This window comes from Limnohabitans sp. YIMB22184, assembly GCF_048020265.1.
Lineage (GTDB): Bacteria > Pseudomonadota > Gammaproteobacteria > Burkholderiales > Burkholderiaceae_C > Limnohabitans_A.
Map to the genome: position 1 here is coordinate 2,065,245 of NZ_CP171843.1, position 17,934 is coordinate 2,083,178.

At 61.8% G+C, this 17,934-nt stretch carries 17 protein-coding genes; 11 read left to right on the forward strand and 6 right to left on the reverse strand.

Going from position 1 to position 17,934, the window contains the following annotated elements; translation table 11 throughout:
* Nucleotides 1–64 precede the first annotated feature (64 nt).
* Nucleotides 65–1,096 (forward strand): phosphoribosylformylglycinamidine cyclo-ligase, encoded by a 1,032-nt coding sequence (gene purM / locus ACHEXL_RS09450; RefSeq protein ID WP_416559071.1) that lies wholly within the window; start codon nucleotides 65–67, stop codon nucleotides 1,094–1,096.
* A gap of 10 nt (nucleotides 1,097–1,106) precedes the next feature.
* Here purM and ACHEXL_RS09455 read toward each other — a convergent pair whose 3' ends face one another.
* Complete coding sequence (locus ACHEXL_RS09455; protein WP_416559072.1) at nucleotides 1,107–1,967, reverse strand: SirB1 family protein; 861 nt, start codon at nucleotides 1,965–1,967, stop codon at nucleotides 1,107–1,109.
* Nucleotides 1,968–1,983: 16 nt separating this feature from the next.
* A complete protein-coding gene (murJ, locus tag ACHEXL_RS09460; protein ID WP_416559073.1) occupies nucleotides 1,984–3,549 on the reverse strand; it encodes a murein biosynthesis integral membrane protein MurJ in 1,566 nt (521 codons plus the stop codon).
* A 155-nt stretch (nucleotides 3,550–3,704) separates the two neighbouring features.
* Between murJ and rpsT the strand changes: the two genes are divergently transcribed.
* Complete coding sequence (rpsT, locus tag ACHEXL_RS09465; protein ID WP_090045401.1) at nucleotides 3,705–4,007, forward strand: 30S ribosomal protein S20; 303 nt, start codon at nucleotides 3,705–3,707, stop codon at nucleotides 4,005–4,007.
* A gap of 295 nt (nucleotides 4,008–4,302) precedes the next feature.
* Here rpsT and ACHEXL_RS09470 read toward each other — a convergent pair whose 3' ends face one another.
* Nucleotides 4,303–4,623: a DUF3579 domain-containing protein gene (locus ACHEXL_RS09470; protein ID WP_108427422.1), complete on the reverse strand. Its 321-nt coding sequence runs from the start codon at nucleotides 4,621–4,623 to the stop codon at nucleotides 4,303–4,305.
* Between the two features lie 187 nt (nucleotides 4,624–4,810).
* Here ACHEXL_RS09470 and ACHEXL_RS09475 point away from each other — a divergent pair, with 187 nt between their 5' ends.
* The 8 genes from ACHEXL_RS09475 (at nucleotide 4,811) to ACHEXL_RS09510 (ending at nucleotide 13,046) form a co-directional block, all read left to right on the forward strand.
* Nucleotides 4,811–6,013, forward strand: coding sequence for an aspartate aminotransferase family protein (locus tag ACHEXL_RS09475; protein ID WP_416559074.1), 1,203 nt, complete (start codon nucleotides 4,811–4,813; stop codon nucleotides 6,011–6,013).
* Complete coding sequence (gene argF / locus ACHEXL_RS09480; protein ID WP_416559075.1) at nucleotides 6,010–6,978, forward strand: ornithine carbamoyltransferase; 969 nt, start codon at nucleotides 6,010–6,012, stop codon at nucleotides 6,976–6,978. Before ACHEXL_RS09475 ends, argF begins: the two co-directional genes overlap by 4 nt.
* 46 nt (nucleotides 6,979–7,024) lie before the next feature.
* Nucleotides 7,025–7,333: a YkgJ family cysteine cluster protein gene (locus ACHEXL_RS09485; protein ID WP_416559076.1), complete on the forward strand. Its 309-nt coding sequence runs from the start codon at nucleotides 7,025–7,027 to the stop codon at nucleotides 7,331–7,333.
* 63 nt (nucleotides 7,334–7,396) lie between these two features.
* Nucleotides 7,397–8,023, forward strand: coding sequence for an arylformamidase (gene kynB, locus ACHEXL_RS09490; protein ID WP_416559077.1), 627 nt, complete (start codon nucleotides 7,397–7,399; stop codon nucleotides 8,021–8,023).
* Between the two features lie 22 nt (nucleotides 8,024–8,045).
* Nucleotides 8,046–9,332 (forward strand): kynureninase, encoded by a 1,287-nt coding sequence (gene kynU / locus ACHEXL_RS09495; RefSeq protein WP_416559078.1) that lies wholly within the window; start codon nucleotides 8,046–8,048, stop codon nucleotides 9,330–9,332.
* Nucleotides 9,333–9,342: 10 nt separating this feature from the next.
* A complete protein-coding gene (kynA, locus tag ACHEXL_RS09500; RefSeq protein WP_416559079.1) occupies nucleotides 9,343–10,230 on the forward strand; it encodes a tryptophan 2,3-dioxygenase in 888 nt (295 codons plus the stop codon).
* An 84-nt stretch (nucleotides 10,231–10,314) separates the two neighbouring features.
* Nucleotides 10,315–10,782 carry a (2Fe-2S)-binding protein gene (locus tag ACHEXL_RS09505; protein ID WP_416559080.1) on the forward strand — a complete coding sequence of 156 codons (468 nt, stop codon included), beginning with the start codon at nucleotides 10,315–10,317 and terminating at the stop codon, nucleotides 10,780–10,782.
* Nucleotides 10,779–13,046: a xanthine dehydrogenase family protein molybdopterin-binding subunit gene (locus tag ACHEXL_RS09510; RefSeq protein ID WP_416559081.1), complete on the forward strand. Its 2,268-nt coding sequence runs from the start codon at nucleotides 10,779–10,781 to the stop codon at nucleotides 13,044–13,046. The genes ACHEXL_RS09505 and ACHEXL_RS09510 overlap by 4 nt, the downstream gene beginning before the upstream one ends.
* On the opposite strand, the gene ACHEXL_RS09515 is transcribed toward ACHEXL_RS09510, so the two are convergent.
* Nucleotides 13,019–14,236, reverse strand: coding sequence for an FAD-dependent monooxygenase (locus tag ACHEXL_RS09515; protein WP_416559082.1), 1,218 nt, complete (start codon nucleotides 14,234–14,236; stop codon nucleotides 13,019–13,021). The two genes, ACHEXL_RS09510 and ACHEXL_RS09515, sit on opposite strands and share 28 nt — an antisense overlap.
* 53 nt (nucleotides 14,237–14,289) lie before the next feature.
* On the opposite strand from ACHEXL_RS09515, the gene yegQ reads away from it, so the two are divergent.
* Nucleotides 14,290–15,657 carry a tRNA 5-hydroxyuridine modification protein YegQ gene (yegQ, locus tag ACHEXL_RS09520; RefSeq protein WP_416559083.1) on the forward strand — a complete coding sequence of 456 codons (1,368 nt, stop codon included), beginning with the start codon at nucleotides 14,290–14,292 and terminating at the stop codon, nucleotides 15,655–15,657.
* A gap of 28 nt (nucleotides 15,658–15,685) precedes the next feature.
* On the opposite strand, the gene ACHEXL_RS09525 is transcribed toward yegQ, so the two are convergent.
* Together ACHEXL_RS09525 and ACHEXL_RS09530 are read right to left on the reverse strand one after the other, a co-directional pair.
* Nucleotides 15,686–16,681: an aldo/keto reductase gene (locus ACHEXL_RS09525; protein ID WP_416559084.1), complete on the reverse strand. Its 996-nt coding sequence runs from the start codon at nucleotides 16,679–16,681 to the stop codon at nucleotides 15,686–15,688.
* A gap of 167 nt (nucleotides 16,682–16,848) precedes the next feature.
* The gene (locus ACHEXL_RS09530; RefSeq protein ID WP_416561334.1) at nucleotides 16,849–17,811 is read right to left on the reverse strand and encodes an MBL fold metallo-hydrolase; all 963 of its coding nucleotides are present in this window, start codon (nucleotides 17,809–17,811) and stop codon (nucleotides 16,849–16,851) included.
* Between the last annotated feature and the right edge of the window lie 123 nt (nucleotides 17,812–17,934).

Here is a 17,934-nt window from a genome sequence, read left to right on the forward strand (position 1 = left end):
TAGTCTGCCAGCCCGTTTATTGGCCCCCCGTTCCCCATTTACATGCCCCATTCGGGCCAAAACCATGAGCCAAACACCCCTCTCCTACAAAGACGCCGGCGTGGACATCGTTGCCGGTGACGCGCTGGTCGAGCGCATCAAGCCCCTGGCCAAGAAAACCATGCGCGAAGGCGTGCTGGCCGGCATCGGCGGTTTTGGCGCCCTGTTTGAAGTGCCCAAGCGCTACAAGGAGCCCGTGCTGGTGAGCGGCACCGACGGCGTGGGCACCAAGCTCAAGCTGGCTTTTGAGTGGAACATGCACGACACCGTCGGCATCGACCTGGTGGCCATGAGCGTGAACGACGTGCTGGTGCAAGGCGCCGAGCCCCTGTTCTTCCTGGATTACTTTGCCTGCGGCAAGCTGGATGTGGACACCGCCGCCGCCGTGGTCGGCGGCATTGCCAAGGGCTGCGAATTGTCGGGCTGCGCTCTGATCGGCGGCGAAACCGCCGAGATGCCCGGCATGTACCCGGCAGGCGAATACGACCTGGCCGGTTTTGCCGTCGGCGCGGTCGAAAAATCCAAAATCCTCACGGGCCAAAACGTTCAAGCGGGTGACATGGTGCTGGGCCTGGCTTCCAGCGGCGTGCACTCCAACGGCTTCAGCCTGGTGCGCAAGTGCATTGAGCGCGCAGGCAGCAATGCCCCGGCCACGCTGGACGGCAAGCCCTTCAAGCAAGCCCTGATGGAGCCCACCCGCCTGTATGTGAAGAACGTGCTGGCCGCATTGGCCGCCCACCCGATCAAAGCGTTGGCCCACATCACAGGCGGCGGCTTGCTCGAAAACATCCCCCGTGTGCTGCCCGAAAGCCTGGCTGCCCATCTGCAAAAAGGCAGCTGGCCCCAGACCGAACTGTTTGCCTGGCTGCAAAAAACTGCGGGCATCGACGACGTCGAGATGAACCGCACCTTCAACAACGGGATCGGCATGGTCGTGGTGGTGAGCGCCGCCGAAGCCGAAAGCTGTGCAGCCACTTTGCGCGCTGCGGGTGAACAGGTCTATACGATTGGCCTTATCGCTGCGCAAGGCCAAGGAGCCCAAGTCGTGGTGGCCTGAGGTCGAGGCATCAAGCGCCTGAAAGCTCATCGATGCGCTGCTTCAGTGCATCGTGATCAGGCGCTTGGGGTTCGGCCTGCACATAAATCTGCAGGTCTTGCAAAGCTTCTGTGTTGCGCCCCAACTCGGCCAAGACCAGTCCCCGGTCTCGCCTCTCGGTCCAGGCTTCAGGCAAGAGCACAATCAGCCGGTCCAGCACACTCAGCATGCGAGGCCAGTCTTCTTGCGACCGGAAAACCTCTTTGAGGTTACGCAACATGCGAGCCAACAAATCGCGCGGTGGGCAAGGCTGCAGATAAAGGCCCAAAGGCGTCTCGCCCTCGTCCAGGTCCGCGCAGGCTGTGGGCCCCAGGTCTTTGCGATACGGTCCCAGTCGTTCCGACAAGTTGTCGATGCCCAGCGAATCGCCGGTCAAAGGGTCCAGCACCACCAAGCCGCCCTGCAGCGTTATTTTGACCAGGAAATGGCCTGGGAATGAAACACCTTGTGCCTGCAAGCCCAGTCCCTGGGCCAACTCCAGCCACAACACGGCCAGCGAAATCGGCAAGCCGCGCCGGGTGCGCAACACTTCGTGCAAATAGCTGTTTTCGGGCGCGTAATAATCGTTAGCGTTTACGCCAAAACCCATTTCCTTGTAGAAAACCTGGGTCAAGATGGCCAAGCGCGTCAGGTCGTCAGCATCTGCCGGCAGTCGACTCTTGATTCTTTTGAGCAAACGCGCCACATCGTCCAACACCTGCTGCACATCCAAGTTGGGCTCTTCATCCTGCGCAAGGCTGGCCGCTGCCTCGAGCACTGGAAAATCTGTGTCACTTTGCACCAGACTGGCGAAATAGCTCAGCGGCGTTGGAACTGAAAAATTCAAAGACATGTTCATCCGTCAAGCATCAGCGTTTGAGGAAGGCCTTGAGACGCAAACCTGTGGCCCACAAGACGCCAAAATAAAGGAGGGCCGAGCACAGCAAGGCCACAAGCATCCATCCGACACGCAACCAGGCCTCTTGGCGCATGGCAACCCAAGGCAAATGGTTCGCCGCGAACCACAGCAGGCAAGTCAGCAAGCCTGTGGCCAGCAGCACCTGGGCAGCAAAGCGCCACCAGCCGGGCTGCGGCTTGTAACTGCCCCGGCGCAACAAGCCCAGCAGCAACCACAAGGCATTGACCAGAGCGCCCAAACCAATGGAGAGCGCCAAGCCGGCGTGAGCCAGATAAGGCACCAGCAGAACATTGAACAGCTGTGTCAGCACCAGCACCACCACCGCGATGCGCACCGGGGTGCGGATGTCCTGACTGGCGTAGTAACCCGGAGCCAGCACCTTGATGGCCACCAGACCCAGCAAGCCCACACCGTAGCCGGTCAGGGCCAAGGTGGTTTGCTGCACGTCGCGGTCGGTGAAGGCCCCATAGTGGTAGAGCACCGACACCAGCGGCTGCGAAAACACCAGCAAAGCCGCGGCACAAGGCAGCGCCAGCAACAACACCAGACGCAAACCCCAGTCAAGCATGGCGGCGTAGCGCTCACTGTCGCCCGTAGCCTTGGCCGCCGCCAACTGAGGCATCAGTACCACGCCCAGCGCCACGCCCAAAATGGCCGTCGGAAACTCCATCAAACGGTCAGCATAGGTCAGCCAGCTGACGCTGCCCGGGGCCAGGTGCGAAGCAATTTGCGTATTGATCAACAAGGAAATCTGGGCTACACCCACACCCAGCAAGGCCGGCCCCATGAGACGCAAGATGTTCAGCGTGGCCGGGTTGGTCCAGGCCTTTTTGACAGCAGCGGGCCTCAAGGCCAGCCTGGGCAGCAAGCCCAGGCGATGCAATGCCGGAATCTGTACCGCCAGTTGTAAAAAGCCCCCCAACATCACGCCCACGGGCAAAGCGTAAATGGCCTCCAAACCTTGCCTGGCAAACCACGGCGACAACAGCCAGGCAGCGGCGATTACGCTCATATTGAGCAGCACGGGTGTGGCCGCAGGCACAGCAAAGCGTTTCCAGGTGTTCAAAATACCGGCTGACAGAGCCACCATGGACATGAAGGCGATGTAGGGAAACATCCAGCGCGTCATGTTCAAAGCCGCGTCGTAACCCCGGGCGTCTTGCTGCAAGCCACTGGCCAGCGCCCAAACCAGCCAGGGTGATGCCAAGACCCCCAACACCGACAAAGCCAGCACCGACCAGGCCAAGGCCGTGGCCACGCTGTCGATCACTTCCCGGGTGGCTTCTTCACCGTGCTGGGCACGGCTGGCCGCCAGCACCGGTACAAAAGCCTGGCTGAAGGCCCCCTCGGCAAACAACCGCCGAAACAGATTGGGAATGCGAAAGGCCACATTGAAAGCGTCGGTCAGTGCACTGGCCCCGAACAGGGAGGCGATGAGCAACTCGCGCACCAAGCCCGTGACACGGGAGGCGAGGGTAAAAATCGACACGACAGAGGCAGATCTGAGAAGGCTCACAAAGGGCGAGTGTAGCGGCCTGCGGCATGGCCCAAATAAGAGCTCATCTTGAGGCGTGATGACGCGCCCGCCAAGTGTCGGCAGAGGCGACCAGCCGCTCTGTTAGAATCTCGGGCTCGCTGGACATCATCCTCAGACACCGAAAGAATTTATATATGGCATCCGCTAAACCCAAAAAGAAAAATCCCCGTCTTGCTTCCGGCCGCAAACGCGTCCGCCAAGACATCAAAATCAACGCTGCGAACTCTTCCCTGCGTTCCAAATACCGCACCGCTGTGAAGAACGTCGAAAAAGCCGTTGCAGCGGGCGACAAGACCAAAGCTACCGAATTGTTTGCCAAAATGCAAACCGTGGTGGACACCATTGCCGACAAGGGCATCTTCCACAAGAACAAGGCTGCTCGTGACAAGAGCCGCCTGAGCGCCAAAGTCAAGACTTTGGCTCTCGCCGCAGCCTGATCCGCTCCACCAGATCAACAGCCCGGCGAGGCTTTGTCCTCGCTGCCGTTTGAAACGGGTGCGCTGTCCGCGAAAACTGAACCGCCCAGGTGCAAACCTTGGCGGTTTTTTCATGCTTTTCCCGGCATGACGGAAGCTGAGTTGGAGCTGTCGCCGGACTCCTCATGACTCGCTTCGCTCGTAAAAATCGTCATCCGACGACAGCCCCAACTCAGCGGGTTTCATCTGGGCATCCACACCATCGACAAATCAGGACACATGAAAAAACCGCCCGAAGGCGGTTGGTCGTGTGGTTTTATTTTTTCGGGGGTGGGTCGGGCAGCAAGCAAGCTTCGACCACCTGCAAGCCATTGTCTCGGGCGAAGTTCATCACAAAGTCCCAGGCCATCACGTCGTGGTCGCGCAGGTCGCGGTGTACGACGACACACTTGACATGGCCCATGGTGGTCGGAATGCACCAAGGCGAATAACTCAAGTGGCTGCCCGGAACAGCGCCGCCCGGACGGAACTGGCTCATCACGCCTGCCAAGCGCTCAGCCCAGTCGCTGGGTCTGAAGGTCTTTCCGTCCTCGGTGATTCCCTGGATGAAGACTTCTTTGGCAGTGTTGGAGACCATCGGATAGAGGGGGTGAAGTGGACACCAAAAGCACCGGGATCGCCGCCGCTTTCGTTAGAAAGGTATTGTATCTTATATAAGACTTCAGCCTTATAAGAAAAGCCATTAGGCCGTCACACAAAGCCTCTAAAATATTCGCTCAGCGGCCCTTCACCATTGGGCCGATTTTTATTTCAGGAGTTCACGCATGTCCGCTTTCATTGAAGCCGCCTCACCGCACACCATGAACACCTATGGCCGACTGCCGATCGCACTCAGCCATGGTCAAGGTTGCCGAGTCTGGGACGTCAATGGCAAGCAGTACCTGGATGCTTTGGCCGGTATCGCCGTGAACACCCTGGGTCACAACCACCCTGACCTGGTGCCTGCACTGCAAGACCAGGTCAGCAAAATGATCCACAGCTGCAACTACTTCCATGTGCCCAACGCGGAAGTGCTGGCAGCCAAGTTGGTCGAGTTGTCGGGCATGACGAACGTGTTTTTCTGCTGCACAGGTCTGGAAGCCAACGAAGCGGCCATAAAGTTGGCGCGCAAATACGGACACGACAAGGGCATCGAGAAACCCGAGATCGTGGTTTACGAAAAAGCCTTTCACGGTCGCAGCATCGCCACCCTGAGCGCCACCGCCAACGAAAAGCTGAAAAAAGGCTTTGGCCCCATGCTCGAAGGTTTTGTGCGTGTGCCGGTCAACGACATCGAAGCCCTGAAAAAAGCCACCAAAGGCAACCCCAATGTGGTGGCGGTGTTCATGGAAACCATTCAGGGCGAAGGCGGCGTCAACCCGATGCGCATCGAGTACCTGAAGCAAGTGCGCGCCCTGTGCGACCAAAAAGACTGGCTGATGATGATCGACGAGGTGCAGTGCGGCATGGGCCGTACCGGCAAATGGTTCGCCCACCAGTGGGCAGGCATCGTGCCCGACGTGATGCCGCTGGCCAAGGGCCTGGGCTCGGGTGTACCGATTGGCGCGGTGGTGGCCGGCCCCAAGGCCGCCCACATCTTCCAGCCCGGCAACCACGGCACCACTTTTGGCGGCAACCCGCTGGCCATGCGTGCGGGGGTCGAAACCATCCGCATCATGGAAAAAGACGGCCTGATGGCCAACGCAGCGAAAGTGGGCGCGCATTTGCGCGCTGCGCTTGAAAAAGCTCTGGCGGGTGTGCAAGGCGTGAAAGAAGTGCGTGGCCAGGGCCTGATGTTGGGCGTGGAACTCGACCGTCCCTGCGGCGCCATCTGGAGCCGCGCGGCCGAAGCCGGCCTGCTGCTGAGCGTGACGGCCGACAGCGTGATCCGCCTGGTGCCGCCGCTCATCATGACCGAGGCCGAGGCCGACGAAGTGGTGGCCATTTTGGTGCCCCTGATCAAGACCTTTTTGGCGGAGTCAGCATGAGCCAGACCCCACCTGTGCCTGTGCGGCACTACCTGCAGTTCACCGACCTCACGGCCGACGAGTACGCACACCTGTTTGCACGCGCCGCCGAGATCAAGCGCAAGTTCAAGGCCTACGAAAAATACCACCCGCTGGCTGACCGCACGCTGGCCATGATTTTTGAAAAAGCCAGCACCCGCACGCGTGTGAGCTTTGAAGCGGGCATGTACCAGCTGGGCGGCTCGGTGGTGCACCTGACCACGGGCGACAGCCAGCTGGGCCGGTCCGAGCCCATCGAAGACAGCGCCCGCGTGATCAGCCGCATGACCGATCTGGTGATGATCCGTACCTTCGGGCAGGACAAGATCGAGCGCTTTGCCTCGCACTCGCGCGTGCCCGTCATCAACGGGCTGACCAACGAGTTCCACCCCTGCCAGATTCTGGCCGACTTGTTCACCCTGCTGGAACACCGGGGTCTGGACGCCCAGGGCAAGCCGGACCCGTCGTACCTGAAAGGCAAGGTGGTGGCCTGGGTGGGCGATGGCAACAACATGGCCAACACCTGGCTGCAGGCGGCTGAGTTGCTGGGTTTCACGGTGCACCTGAGCACGCCCAGCGGTTACGAAGTGGACCAGGCTGTGGCCGGTTTGCGTAGCGCCGACTGCTACAAAATTTTCCAAAACCCACAAGACGCCTGCCGAGGCGCCGACCTGGTCACCACCGACGTGTGGACCAGCATGGGCTACGAGGCTGAAAACGAGGCCCGCAAGAAAGCCTTTGCCGACTGGTGCGTGGACGAAGCCATGATGCAAGTGGCCAAGCCCGACGCCCTGTTCATGCACTGCTTGCCCGCCCACCGTGGCGAAGAAGTCAGCGCCGAAGTCATCGATGGGCCTCAATCGGTCGTCTGGGACGAAGCAGAAAACCGCATGCATGTGCAAAAAGCGCTCATGGAGTTTTTGCTGCTGGGCCGCGTCACGGCCTGATCTGTCACCCCGGACTGGGTCCGGGGTCCACCCCACTCTAAGTCCCATGTCCCACTGCACCACCTGCGGCGCTTGCTGTGTGAGTTTCCGGGTGGACTTTTCCGTCTACGAATACGAAGAAGGTGGCGGCGATGTGCCCGCAGGCTTGGCCTCGCCCATCACCGAGCACACCTGCCGCATGCGCGGCACTGACCACAGCCCGCCGCGCTGCGCAGCGCTCTATGGAAAAACGGGCGAAAAAGCCATTTGCGGCATCTACGAATGGCGGCCATCGCCCTGCCGTGAATTTGAAGAAGGCAGCCCCGCCTGCGAACAAGCCCGCCGCCGCCACGGCCTGCCTGCGCTGAACGCCTGAATTTCACGGGTGTTGGAAATAACCGACACCACGGTTTTTTGTGGGGTGCTACCTTCGCACACCATGAAAAAACTTTGGGACATTTCCCCACCTGTGGATGCGCAAAGCCCAGTCTTTCCGGGTGACACGCCCTACAGTCAGCAATGGGCTGCCACGCTGTCTGAAGACTGCCCGGTGAACGTGAGTGCCATCACCCTGTCGCCGCATGTGGGCGCACATGCCGATGCCCCGCTGCATTACGACCCGCAAGGCGCAGCCGTGGGCGCTTTGGACCTGCGGCCCTTTCTGGGCCGCTGCCGCATCATCCACGCGCTGGACGCTGGCCCCTTGATCACCATGGACCACCTGCAGCACGCACTGAACGACGTGCCCGAGCGTCTGCTGGTGCGCACCTACCGCCAGTTTCCGCACCAACACTTCGACACCCAGCTCACCGCCTTTGACCCCGCCTGCGTGCAGCACCTGGCCGACCTGGGCGTGCGGCTGATCGGCACAGACAGCGCCAGCATCGACCCGGCGGACAGCAAACAGCTGCCCAGCCACCAAGTCATCCGCCAGCGCGGCCTGCGCGTGCTGGAAAACCTGCTGCTCGATGACGTGCCCGAAGGCGATTACGAGCTGATCGCCCTGCCCCTCAAACTCATGACCACCGACGCCAGCCCCGTGCGGGCGGTCTTGCGCGAACTTTGAACACTGCTTGAAAGACCCAAACATGATGAACCTCACCCCCACCCTGCAAGACTGCAAACTGCTGGACGCGCAAGACCCGCTGCGCGATCTGCGCGACCAATTCGATTTGCCACCCGGCGTGATTTACCTGGACGGCAACTCGCTGGGCGTGCTGCCCAAAACCACTTCGGCCCGCGTGGCCCATGCCGTGACGCGCGAATGGGGCACCGACCTGATCAAAAGCTGGAACACCGCGGGCTGGTTCACCCTGCCCCAACGCGTGGGCGACAAAATTGCCCGCGTCATCGGTGCCCAGCCGGGTGAAGTGGTGGCGGCCGACAGCACCTCGATCAACCTGTTCAAAGTGTTGGCCGCCGCGCTGCACATCGCCAAAGCCGACCACCCGCACAAAACCAAAATCGTCAGCGAGCGCAGCAACTTCCCCACCGACCTGTACATCGCCGAAGCCCTGTGCAAAGAGCGCGGTTACACCCTGCAACTGGTCGAAGCTGATGAGATTGCGGCCGCCTTGCAAGCCGATGTGGCCGTGCTCATGCTCACCCATGTGAACTACCGCACGGGCGCCATGCACGACATGCAGGCCGTCACAGCGCAGGCCCATGCGCAGGGTGTCCTCACCGTGTGGGACCTGGCGCACAGCGCAGGTGCGGTGCCCGTTGACCTGAACGGCTCTGGAGCCGACTTTGCGGTGGGCTGCGGCTACAAATACCTCAACGGCGGCCCTGGTGCCCCGGCTTTTGTGTGGGTGCACCCCCAGCACACCGATCACTTTTGGCAGCCACTGGCCGGCTGGTGGGGCCATGCCGCGCCCTTTGCCTTCACGCCGGATTACCAACCTGCCAAGGGCATCACCCGCTACCAATGCGGCACCCAACCCATCTTGAGCCTTACAGCACTCGACTGCGGCCTGGACGCCTTTTTGGCTGCCGAGGCGCTGGGCGGCATGACCGCGTTGCGCCAAAAGTCGCTGGCGCTCACGGGCTTGTTCATGCAACTGGTGCGCACGCGCCTGCACGGCCACGGCTTTGGCATCGCCACCCCAGCACAAGAAGCCCTGCGCGGCTCGCAAGTGAGCCTGACCCGGGCCGAAGGCGCTTACGCCATTGTGCAAGCCCTGATCGCGCGCGGCGTGATTGGCGACTTCAGGGCGGGCGATGGTGGCCAGCACCCCGACATCTTGCGCTTTGGTTTCACGCCGCTGTATGTGGGCTATGCCGACGTGTGGCAGGCCGCAGAACACCTGTGTCAGGTCATGCAAACTGGCGAGTGGCAAGACGCCCGCTTTGCGCAAAAGAACGCCGTGACCTGAAAGGCCTGTCATGAGTTCCTGCCCTTTCTCATCATCCGCCCACACAGCCAGCGCCAGTACAGCGCAAGGCGAGCGCATCGTGCACGATGAAAAAGCCCAGCTCGACTTTGATGGACGCATGAGCTACGGCGACTACCTGCAACTCGACACCATCCTGAACGCCCAAAAACCGCTCTCGCCCGACCACAACGAGATGCTGTTCATCGTGCAGCACCAAACCAGCGAGTTGTGGATGAAGCTGATGCTGCACGAACTTCAGTCCGCCATGGCGGACATCGCGCAAGACCAGTTGCCCGACGCCTTCAAAAAACTCGCCCGCGTCAGCCGCATCATGGAGCAGCTGGTACACGCCTGGGACGTGCTGGCCACCATGACGCCGCCCGAGTACAGCGCCATCCGCCCGTATCTCGCGCAGTCGAGTGGTTTCCAGAGCTGGCAGTACCGCTGCATCGAGTTTGCGATGGGCAATAAGAACGCGGCCATGCTGCAGCCTCACGCGCACCGCCCTGATCTGTCGGCCACCGTGCAAGCGGCCTACGAAGCGCCCTCGCTGTACGACGAATGCCTGCGCCTGCTGCAACGCCGTGGCCTCGATGTGCCGAGCAGCCACACCCAACGCGACTGGCGACAGCCCTACCCGGCCAGCGATGCGGTCGAAAACGCCTGGCTGGTGGTCTACCGCAACCCGCAGCAGCACTGGGACCTGTACCAGCTGGGCGAAGAATTGACCGACCTCGAAGACGCTTTCCGGCTGTGGCGCTTTCGGCATGTCACCACGGTGGAGCGCGTGATCGGCTTCAAACGCGGCACGGGCGGCACAGGCGGTGTGAGCTATTTGCGCAAGATGCTGGACACCGTCCTCTTCCCAGAAATCTGGACGCTGCGCACGCAGCTGTGACACAGCACCCCGACGGATCAGGCTGCGGCCAACGGTTGCATTCATTTGCACTAACATGCCCGCTTGCACCAACGGGGAGAGCACATGCAACTGAACATCAACGGCCAAAGCCACACCGCCACCGCTGACCCCAGCACGCCCCTGCTGTGGGTGCTGCGCGATGAACTGAATCTCACGGGCACCAAATTCGGCTGCGGCATCGCCGCCTGCGGCGCCTGCACCGTGCATGTCGATGGCAAGCCCGTGCGCTCTTGCGTCATGCCTTTGTCTGCTGTGGCCAATCAACCGATCAAAACCATCGAATCCTTGGGCTCGGCAGAAAAGCCCCACCCCTTGCAAAGCGCGTGGATCGCCGAGCAGGTGCCGCAATGCGGTTACTGCCAAAGCGGCATGCTGATGGCCGCAGCCGCCTTGCTCGACAAAAACCCACAGCCCAGCGATGTCGACATTGACGCGGCCATGACCAACCTGTGCCGCTGCGGCACTTACCAGCGTGTGCGGGCGGCCATCCACCGGGCTGCGGCTGAACTGAAGAAAGGCGGTGCCGCATGAAACGCCGCACCTGGATTTTGAGCGCCCTGGGCGCTACCGGCGCACTGGTGGTGGGTTGGGGCGCGATGCCCGCCCGCTCACGCCTGGGCTCGCCCGAATTGATGCTGCCCAAACAAGGCGATGTGGCCCTGAACGGCTGGATCAAGATCGCCGCCGATGGCGCCGTGGTGCTGGCGATGCCGCGCAGCGAAATGGGCCAGGGCGTGCACACCGCGCTGGCCATGCTGGTGGCCGAAGAGCTGGATGTGCCACTGGAGCGCGTGCGTCTGGAACAAGCCGGGGCCGACAGCATTTACGGCAACGTGGCCATGCTGGTGGCCAGCCTGCCCTTTCACCCGCTGGACAGCGAGGGTGAGCACAAGCCCACCAAGATCAAGCTGGCCGAGTGGATGGTGGGCAAGATCGCCCGCGAACTGGGCATCAACGCCACGGGCGGATCGTCTTCGGTCGCCGACCTGTGGGAGCCTCTGCGCATGGCCGCCGCCACCGCACGCGCCAGCCTGGTGCAGGCTGCTGCTGCCGCGTGGAAGGTGCCCGCCAGCGAGATCAGCGTGCGCGATGGCGTGATGCAACATGCCTCGGGCCAAAAGGCGCATTACGGCCAAATGGGTGCAGCCGCTGCGGGCAGCACACCGGCCAACATCACCCCCAAAGCCCGCGAGGACTGGAAGCTGATCGGTCAAAGGGTTGCACGCAACGACATCCCCCCCAAAGTCACGGGCCAGGCGCAGTTCGGCATGGACGTGCGCTTGCCCGGCCTGCTGTTTGCGGCTGTGCGTATGAACCCCGTGCTGAGTGGTGCAGCGGTCACCATGGACACCCAAGCCGCGCTGGCCTTGCCGGGTGTGAGCCAGGTGGTGGCGCTGGACGCTTGGGGCGGCGGAACGGGTGGTTTTGCGGTGGTCGCAACAAACACCTGGCAAGCGCGCCAAGGCTTACAAGCGGTGAAAGTGCAGTGGCCCGCAGCTTCAGCAGGTGCAGCCGACACCACCCGCATCCAGGCCGACCTGCTCAAGGCTCTGAACACCGAAAGCGGCTTCACCTTCCACGAGCAAGGCCTCCCACTCAAGGCCGAGCAAACGGCGGCCAGCCGCATCGACGCGCTGTACCAAGCGCCCTATCTGGCCCACGCCACAATGGAGCCGATGAACTGCACGGCACAGGTCAAAGACGGCAAAGTCGAAGTCTGGGTGCCCACGCAGGTGCCGCAAATGGCGCGTGCCATGGCGGCCAAAGTGGCAGGGGTCAAAGAAGACCAGGTCACCGTACATGTGACCCTGCTGGGCGGCGGTTTTGGCCGTAGGCTCGAAGTCGACTTTGTCGGTCAGGCCGTGCAAGTGGCCATGGCCTGCAAGGGCGCGCCCGTGCAACTGGTCTGGTCGCGCGAAGAAGACATGACGCACGACTTTTACCGCCCCATGCACCTGGCCAAATTCCAGGCGTCCATCGACGCGCAAGGCGAAGTCAGCAGTTTGCGCATCAAATCGGCGGGCGACGCCATCACTCCGCGCTGGATGGCACGCGCCGCGCCACACCTGTCGGGCCCCATCGACATGCCCGACAAAACCACATCAGAGGGTCTGTTCGATCTGCCCTACGGCTTTTTGAACCAGCACATGAGCCATGTGGCCACGAAGTCGGGCGTGCCCGTGGGTTTTTGGCGCTCGGTGGGCCATTCACACAACGCCTTCTTCTCGGAAAGCTTCATCGACGAACTGGCCGTGGCCACCCAACAAGACCCGCTGGCCTTTCGCCTGAAGCTGTTGAAAGACGCCCCGCGTTATGCGGCCGTGCTGCAGCTGGCTGCAAAACAAGCAGGCTGGGGCCAACCTTTGCCCGCAGGCCGCGCTCAAGGTATCGCCCTGCACAAGTCATTCGGCTCCATCGTGGCGCAAGTTGCGGAGGTCTCGGTCGAGCAAGGCCAGATCCGCGTGCACCGCGTGGTCTGCGCCATCGACTGCGGCACCGTGGTCAACCCGGATACTGTGGCCCAGCAAATGCAAAGCAGCGTGGTCTATGCGCTGAGCGCCGCGCTGTACGGGCAAATCGACATCGTGGGCGGCGTGGTGCAGCAAGGCAATTTTCCGAGCTACCCCATGGTCACGCTCAGCCAGGCACCAACGGTGGAAACCCACATCGTGCCCAGCACCCGCCACCCGGCGGGCGTGGGTGAACCGGCCGTGCCGCCGCTGGCCCCGGCGGTGGGCAATGCGCTGTTTGCCCTCACTGGCAAGCGTCAGAGGGCATTGCCTTTGAAGCTATGAACCTCTGATCCGCCTGCGTAAAGCCAAGGCACATCCATCACCCGCTCACCCATGAGGCGCATCGACAGGTTGCGCCCCAGCGCCACAGCGCCCTGGGCGTGGAAGATGCGGCCGTTGCGAATCGCCCGGGCCTGCACGCGGGCGTTGCGCGCCCAGCGTGCTTGGGCATAGGTCTGCAGTTGCTCGGGCACCATCGCGTTGCCCACACTCAGGCACTGCGCCAAGGCCTGTGCGTCTTCAATGGCCATGCCCGCGCCCTGTGCCAAATAAGGCCGCATGGGGTGCGCCGCATCACCCAGCAAGGCCACGCGGCCTTGCGCCATGTCGCTGGCACCGCTCACTGGCGAGCGGTCGTGCAGCGCCCACTGCCGCCAGGCGGGCACCGATGCCAAACGCTCGTGTAAATCGCGGCCCACCGCGCCCATGGCCTGCATCAGAGCCTGGGTGTGCCCAGCCCGGTCCCAGTCTTGAGCTTGGTCGGGTTTGACGCCGTGCACGATGGCCACCAGATTGAGCCACTGCCCGCTGCGCACCGGGTAATGCACCACATGCAGGCGCGGCCCCATCCACACGGTGACCTGGTCGCTGCGCAAATGCGCGGGCAAGTCGGTCTGCGCCACCAGCGCCCGGTAAGCCAGGTGCCCGGTAAACCGCGCCGGGGCATCGCCCAGCAGTTGCTGGCGCACCCCGCTCCAGATACCGTCGGCCCCGATCAGGGCGCTGGCCTGCAGGTTCTGGCCTTCTGCAGTATTCACTTGCAAAGCCTCTGCGGTTTCGTACCAGCCATGCACGGTCTGTCCCAGATGCAATGCCAAGCCTGCGTCCTGCACCGCCCGCTGCAGCAGGCCCTGCAAATCGGCCCGGTGGATGGTGGCGTAAGGCGCGCCATACAGCGTTTGCGCCCTTTCCCCTAGACGCAGCGTGCCCAGCACCTGCCCGGTTTGGGCGTCACGCGCTTGCAGCTGCTTGGGGAAAGCAGCCACCTGCGCCAGCGCCGCACCCAGACCCCAGGCCTGCAAGATGCGCGTTACATTCGGCCCGAGTTGGATGCCCGCGCCCACCTCGCTGAGCTGCGTGGCCCGCTCCAGCAATTGCACTGGCACCCTTTGCCTCGCACAGGCCAGGGCCGCCGCCAGCCCGCCGATACCGCCGCCTGCGATCACCACCGGATTGCGCTCATTTCTTGTCATAGGTCAATTGTGCCCGGGCTTGAAGGAGTCAAAAAATTGGAAAATTGAAAACCATGACCACGATCAAATCCCCCGAACTTTTATTGCCAGCGGGCTCGCTCGACAAAATGCGCGCCGCTTACGACTTTGGTGCCGACGCCATCTATGCGGGCCAGCCGCGCTACAGCCTTCGGGCACGCAACAACGAATTCAAACTGGAGCAGATAGGCATCGGCATTGCCGAAGCGCACGCCCGGGGCAAAAAGTTTTTTGTCACCAGCAACCTGCTGCCGCACAACGACAAGGTGCGCACCTATTTGCGCGACATCGAACCAGTGATCGCCATGAAGCCTAATGCTCTGATCATGGCCGACCCGGGCCTGATCATGATGGTGCGCGAGAAATGGCCCGAAATGCCCATCCACCTGTCGGTGCAGGCCAACACCGTCAACTGGGCGGCGGTGAAGTTCTGGCAGAAGGTGGGTGTGACCCGCATCATTCTGAGCCGCGAACTGAGCCTGGACGAGGTCGAAAAAATCCGCCAGGAATGCCCCGACATGGAGTTGGAAGTGTTTGTGCACGGCGCGTTGTGCATCGCGTATTCGGGCCGCTGTCTGTTGTCGGGCTATTTCAACCGCCGCGACCCCAACCAGGGCACCTGCACCAACGCTTGTCGCTGGAGCTATGGCACCCAAGAGGCCACCGACGAAACTGACCCTGGCGAGGTCCAACCCATCAAAATGGATGGTGACTTCAACTTCGAGCAGGAACAGGAAAACGCCGACAAAACTTTCTCGGCCTGCGGCGATGGCCAGCGCCACCCCGCCGCAGACAAGGTCTACCTGATCGAAGAAGCCGGACGTCCTGGCCAGCTCATGCCCATCATGGAAGACGAGCACGGCACTTACATCATGAACAGCAAGGACCTGCGTGCGGTGGAGCTGATCGAGCGCCTGGTCAAAATCGGCGTGGACTCGCTCAAGATCGAAGGCCGCACCAAGAGCCTGTATTACGTGAGCCGCACCGCGCAGGTGTACCGCCGCGCCATCGACGACGCGGTGGCCGGTCGCCCATTCAACCCCGAGCTGATCAGTGAACTCGACGGTCTGGCCTCACGCGGCTACACCTCGGGCTTTCTGGAGCGCCGCCCCGCGCAGGACTACCAGAACTACGAAACCGGCCATTCGGTGGGCCACCGCAGCCAGTTCGTAGGTGAGGTGCGCGAGGTGGGTGATGGCTGGGCGCTGGTCGAGACCAAAAACCGTTTCGCGGTGGGCGACACGATCGAAGTGATCCACCCCAGCGGCAACCGCAAACTGCCGCTGACGCACATGAAAAGCGAATCCGGCGAAGCCATCGAGGTGGCTGCGGGCAATCCGCTCAAGGTGTGGATTCCGCTGGACGGCCCGGCCGAGGGTGCTTTGATCGCACGGATATTCTGAAACCCGTTACCGCATCGGACAGCTTGATTCAGCGCCCGTTCAACGGGTAAGAAGGATCGTTATAGCCCGGCGTGGACGGATGCCCTGGGGCCACGAGGCTGTTGACCAGGGCTTCGTCTTCGGCGGTGATGCTCACCTCCAAAGCGCCCGCATAGTCTTGCCATTGGGCCAGCGTGCGCGGCCCGGCGATGACCGCGCTCACATGGCGGTTGGCCAGCACCCAAGCGGTGGCAAAGTGCGCCAGCGACACGCCTTTGGCGTCGCAGTGCTGACGCAGCGTTTGGGCAATCTGCAGCGACTCTTCGCGGAATTCGGTTTCCATGATGCGTTTGTCGCCACGCGCTGCACGGCTGCCCTGTGCGGGGGCCTGACCGGGTGCATATTTGCCCGTGAGCACTCCGCGTGCAATCGGGCTGTAAGGCACCACGCCCAGGCCGTAATGCCCGCAAGCCTCCAGAATTTCCACCTCGGGCAAGCGATTGAGCAGGTTGTAATAAGGCTGGCACACCACGGGGCCGGGCATGTTCATTTGGCGGGCCATGTTCATCATCTCGGCAATGCGCCAGCCCCTGAAATTGGAGACACCCCAGTAACGGATCTTGCCGTCACGCAGCAGGGCCTCGATGGCCCGCAAGGGCTCTTCCAGGCTCATGCCGTTATAGTCGCGGTGCAGGTAATAAATGTCCAGGTGGTCAGTGCCCAGACGGCGCAGGCTGTCCTCGCAGGCACGCAGCATCCAGCTGCGCGAATAGCCTTGACAGTTGGGTTGATCCGACATCGCGTTGCCGACCTTGCTGGCCAACACCCAGCGATGGCGCTGGCCCTTGAGCACCTCACCCAGCATCTCCTCGGATTTGCCCAGCGTGTAAACGTCGGCAGTGTCGATGAAGTTGCAGCCCTTTTCCTGCGCATCGGCCACGATGCTGCGCGCATCTTCAAGCGGCGTCTGGTCGCCGAACATCATGGTGCCCAAGCACAGGCGGGACACTTTCAGGGGACTTTTGCCCAGGGTGGTGAATTTCATGTCGAGGTCTCCGAAAAAAATGGGGATGCAAGCACCTGTTGGGTTCTTGCGCTTCGCATGAGGGCCATGTTAGCCAAGCACTGGGCATCCCGTCTGACCAAAACGGACACAAAAAGCCCAGGTCGTCAGGCCCGGGCTTGGGTAAGGTTTAAGGCTGCAGTGCTCGGTCAGGCCACTGGTACAAACTGGTAGCCGTTGCCCGAGGGTGTGATGGAGCCAAAGGCAGGGAATGGAAAATGGAAACCGCCAGCCGTCATCTTTTCCTTGACCAGCATGTCAAAAATCTTGCGACGGCTTTGGCGGGCCATCTCGGGATTCATGTCAAACAGCACCGCCCAGTCGGGATTACGGGCAAACAGCGATGGCACGTTGGTGATGTCGGCGACGTAGGCAAACGATTGGCCCTCCGACCGCACCGTGAAGAGGGTGTGCCCGGGGGTGTGACCAAAAGCCGCAACCGACTGGACACCGGGGGCAACCATGGTGCCCGGCTCAAATTTGACCAATTGGTCCGCAGGCATATTCCCCAGAGCCCGTTTGACTGCTGCAAAAGCGCCTTGCATCGGCGCAGGCGCCGCCGCGATCCGGGCTTCGTCCGTCCAGAAAGCATGTTCAGGCGCAGGGACATGCACTCGGGCGTTGGGGTAGACCAGGCTGCCATTTTTGTAGCGCAAGCCGTTGATGTGGTCGCCATGAAAATGGCTGAGCACCACGTTGTTGATGTCTTCCGGCTTGAATCCGGCAGCAGCCAGATTGCCCAGCAGTTTGCCTGTGGTGGGCGGGCCGTTGTCGGCAAAGCCGGTGTCGAACAAATAGCGCTGATTGCCATTGACCAGCAAAAACGGTGTGAAAGGAATATCGATGTAATCGGTGGGCAAGTTCTGCGAGGCCAGCAGCGCCTTGATTTGGTCGAGCGGTACGGCGGGCACAAATTCTTGCCCCAGAGGACGACGCAAAGCGCCATCGTTCAGGGCAATGATCTCCATCGTGCCGAGCTTCATCCGTTTGAAACCCACTGCGGGCAAGTCGGGCGGACCGAATTGCGGGGTGTTTTGCGACCAGACGGAGGAAAAGGTCAGCGCGGTGGCGCCGGCCATGCCTGCACCCAAAACATGACGGCGGTTCAACATCATGGTGTCTCCTGAAAAATGAGTGTTCAGAATACGCGGGCTGCAACGTCCCGGGCTTGTGGTCTTGATTGCCCACAGTGGGCACAGGGGAATTACGGCAGGCATTTGGCCCACAAAAAAGCC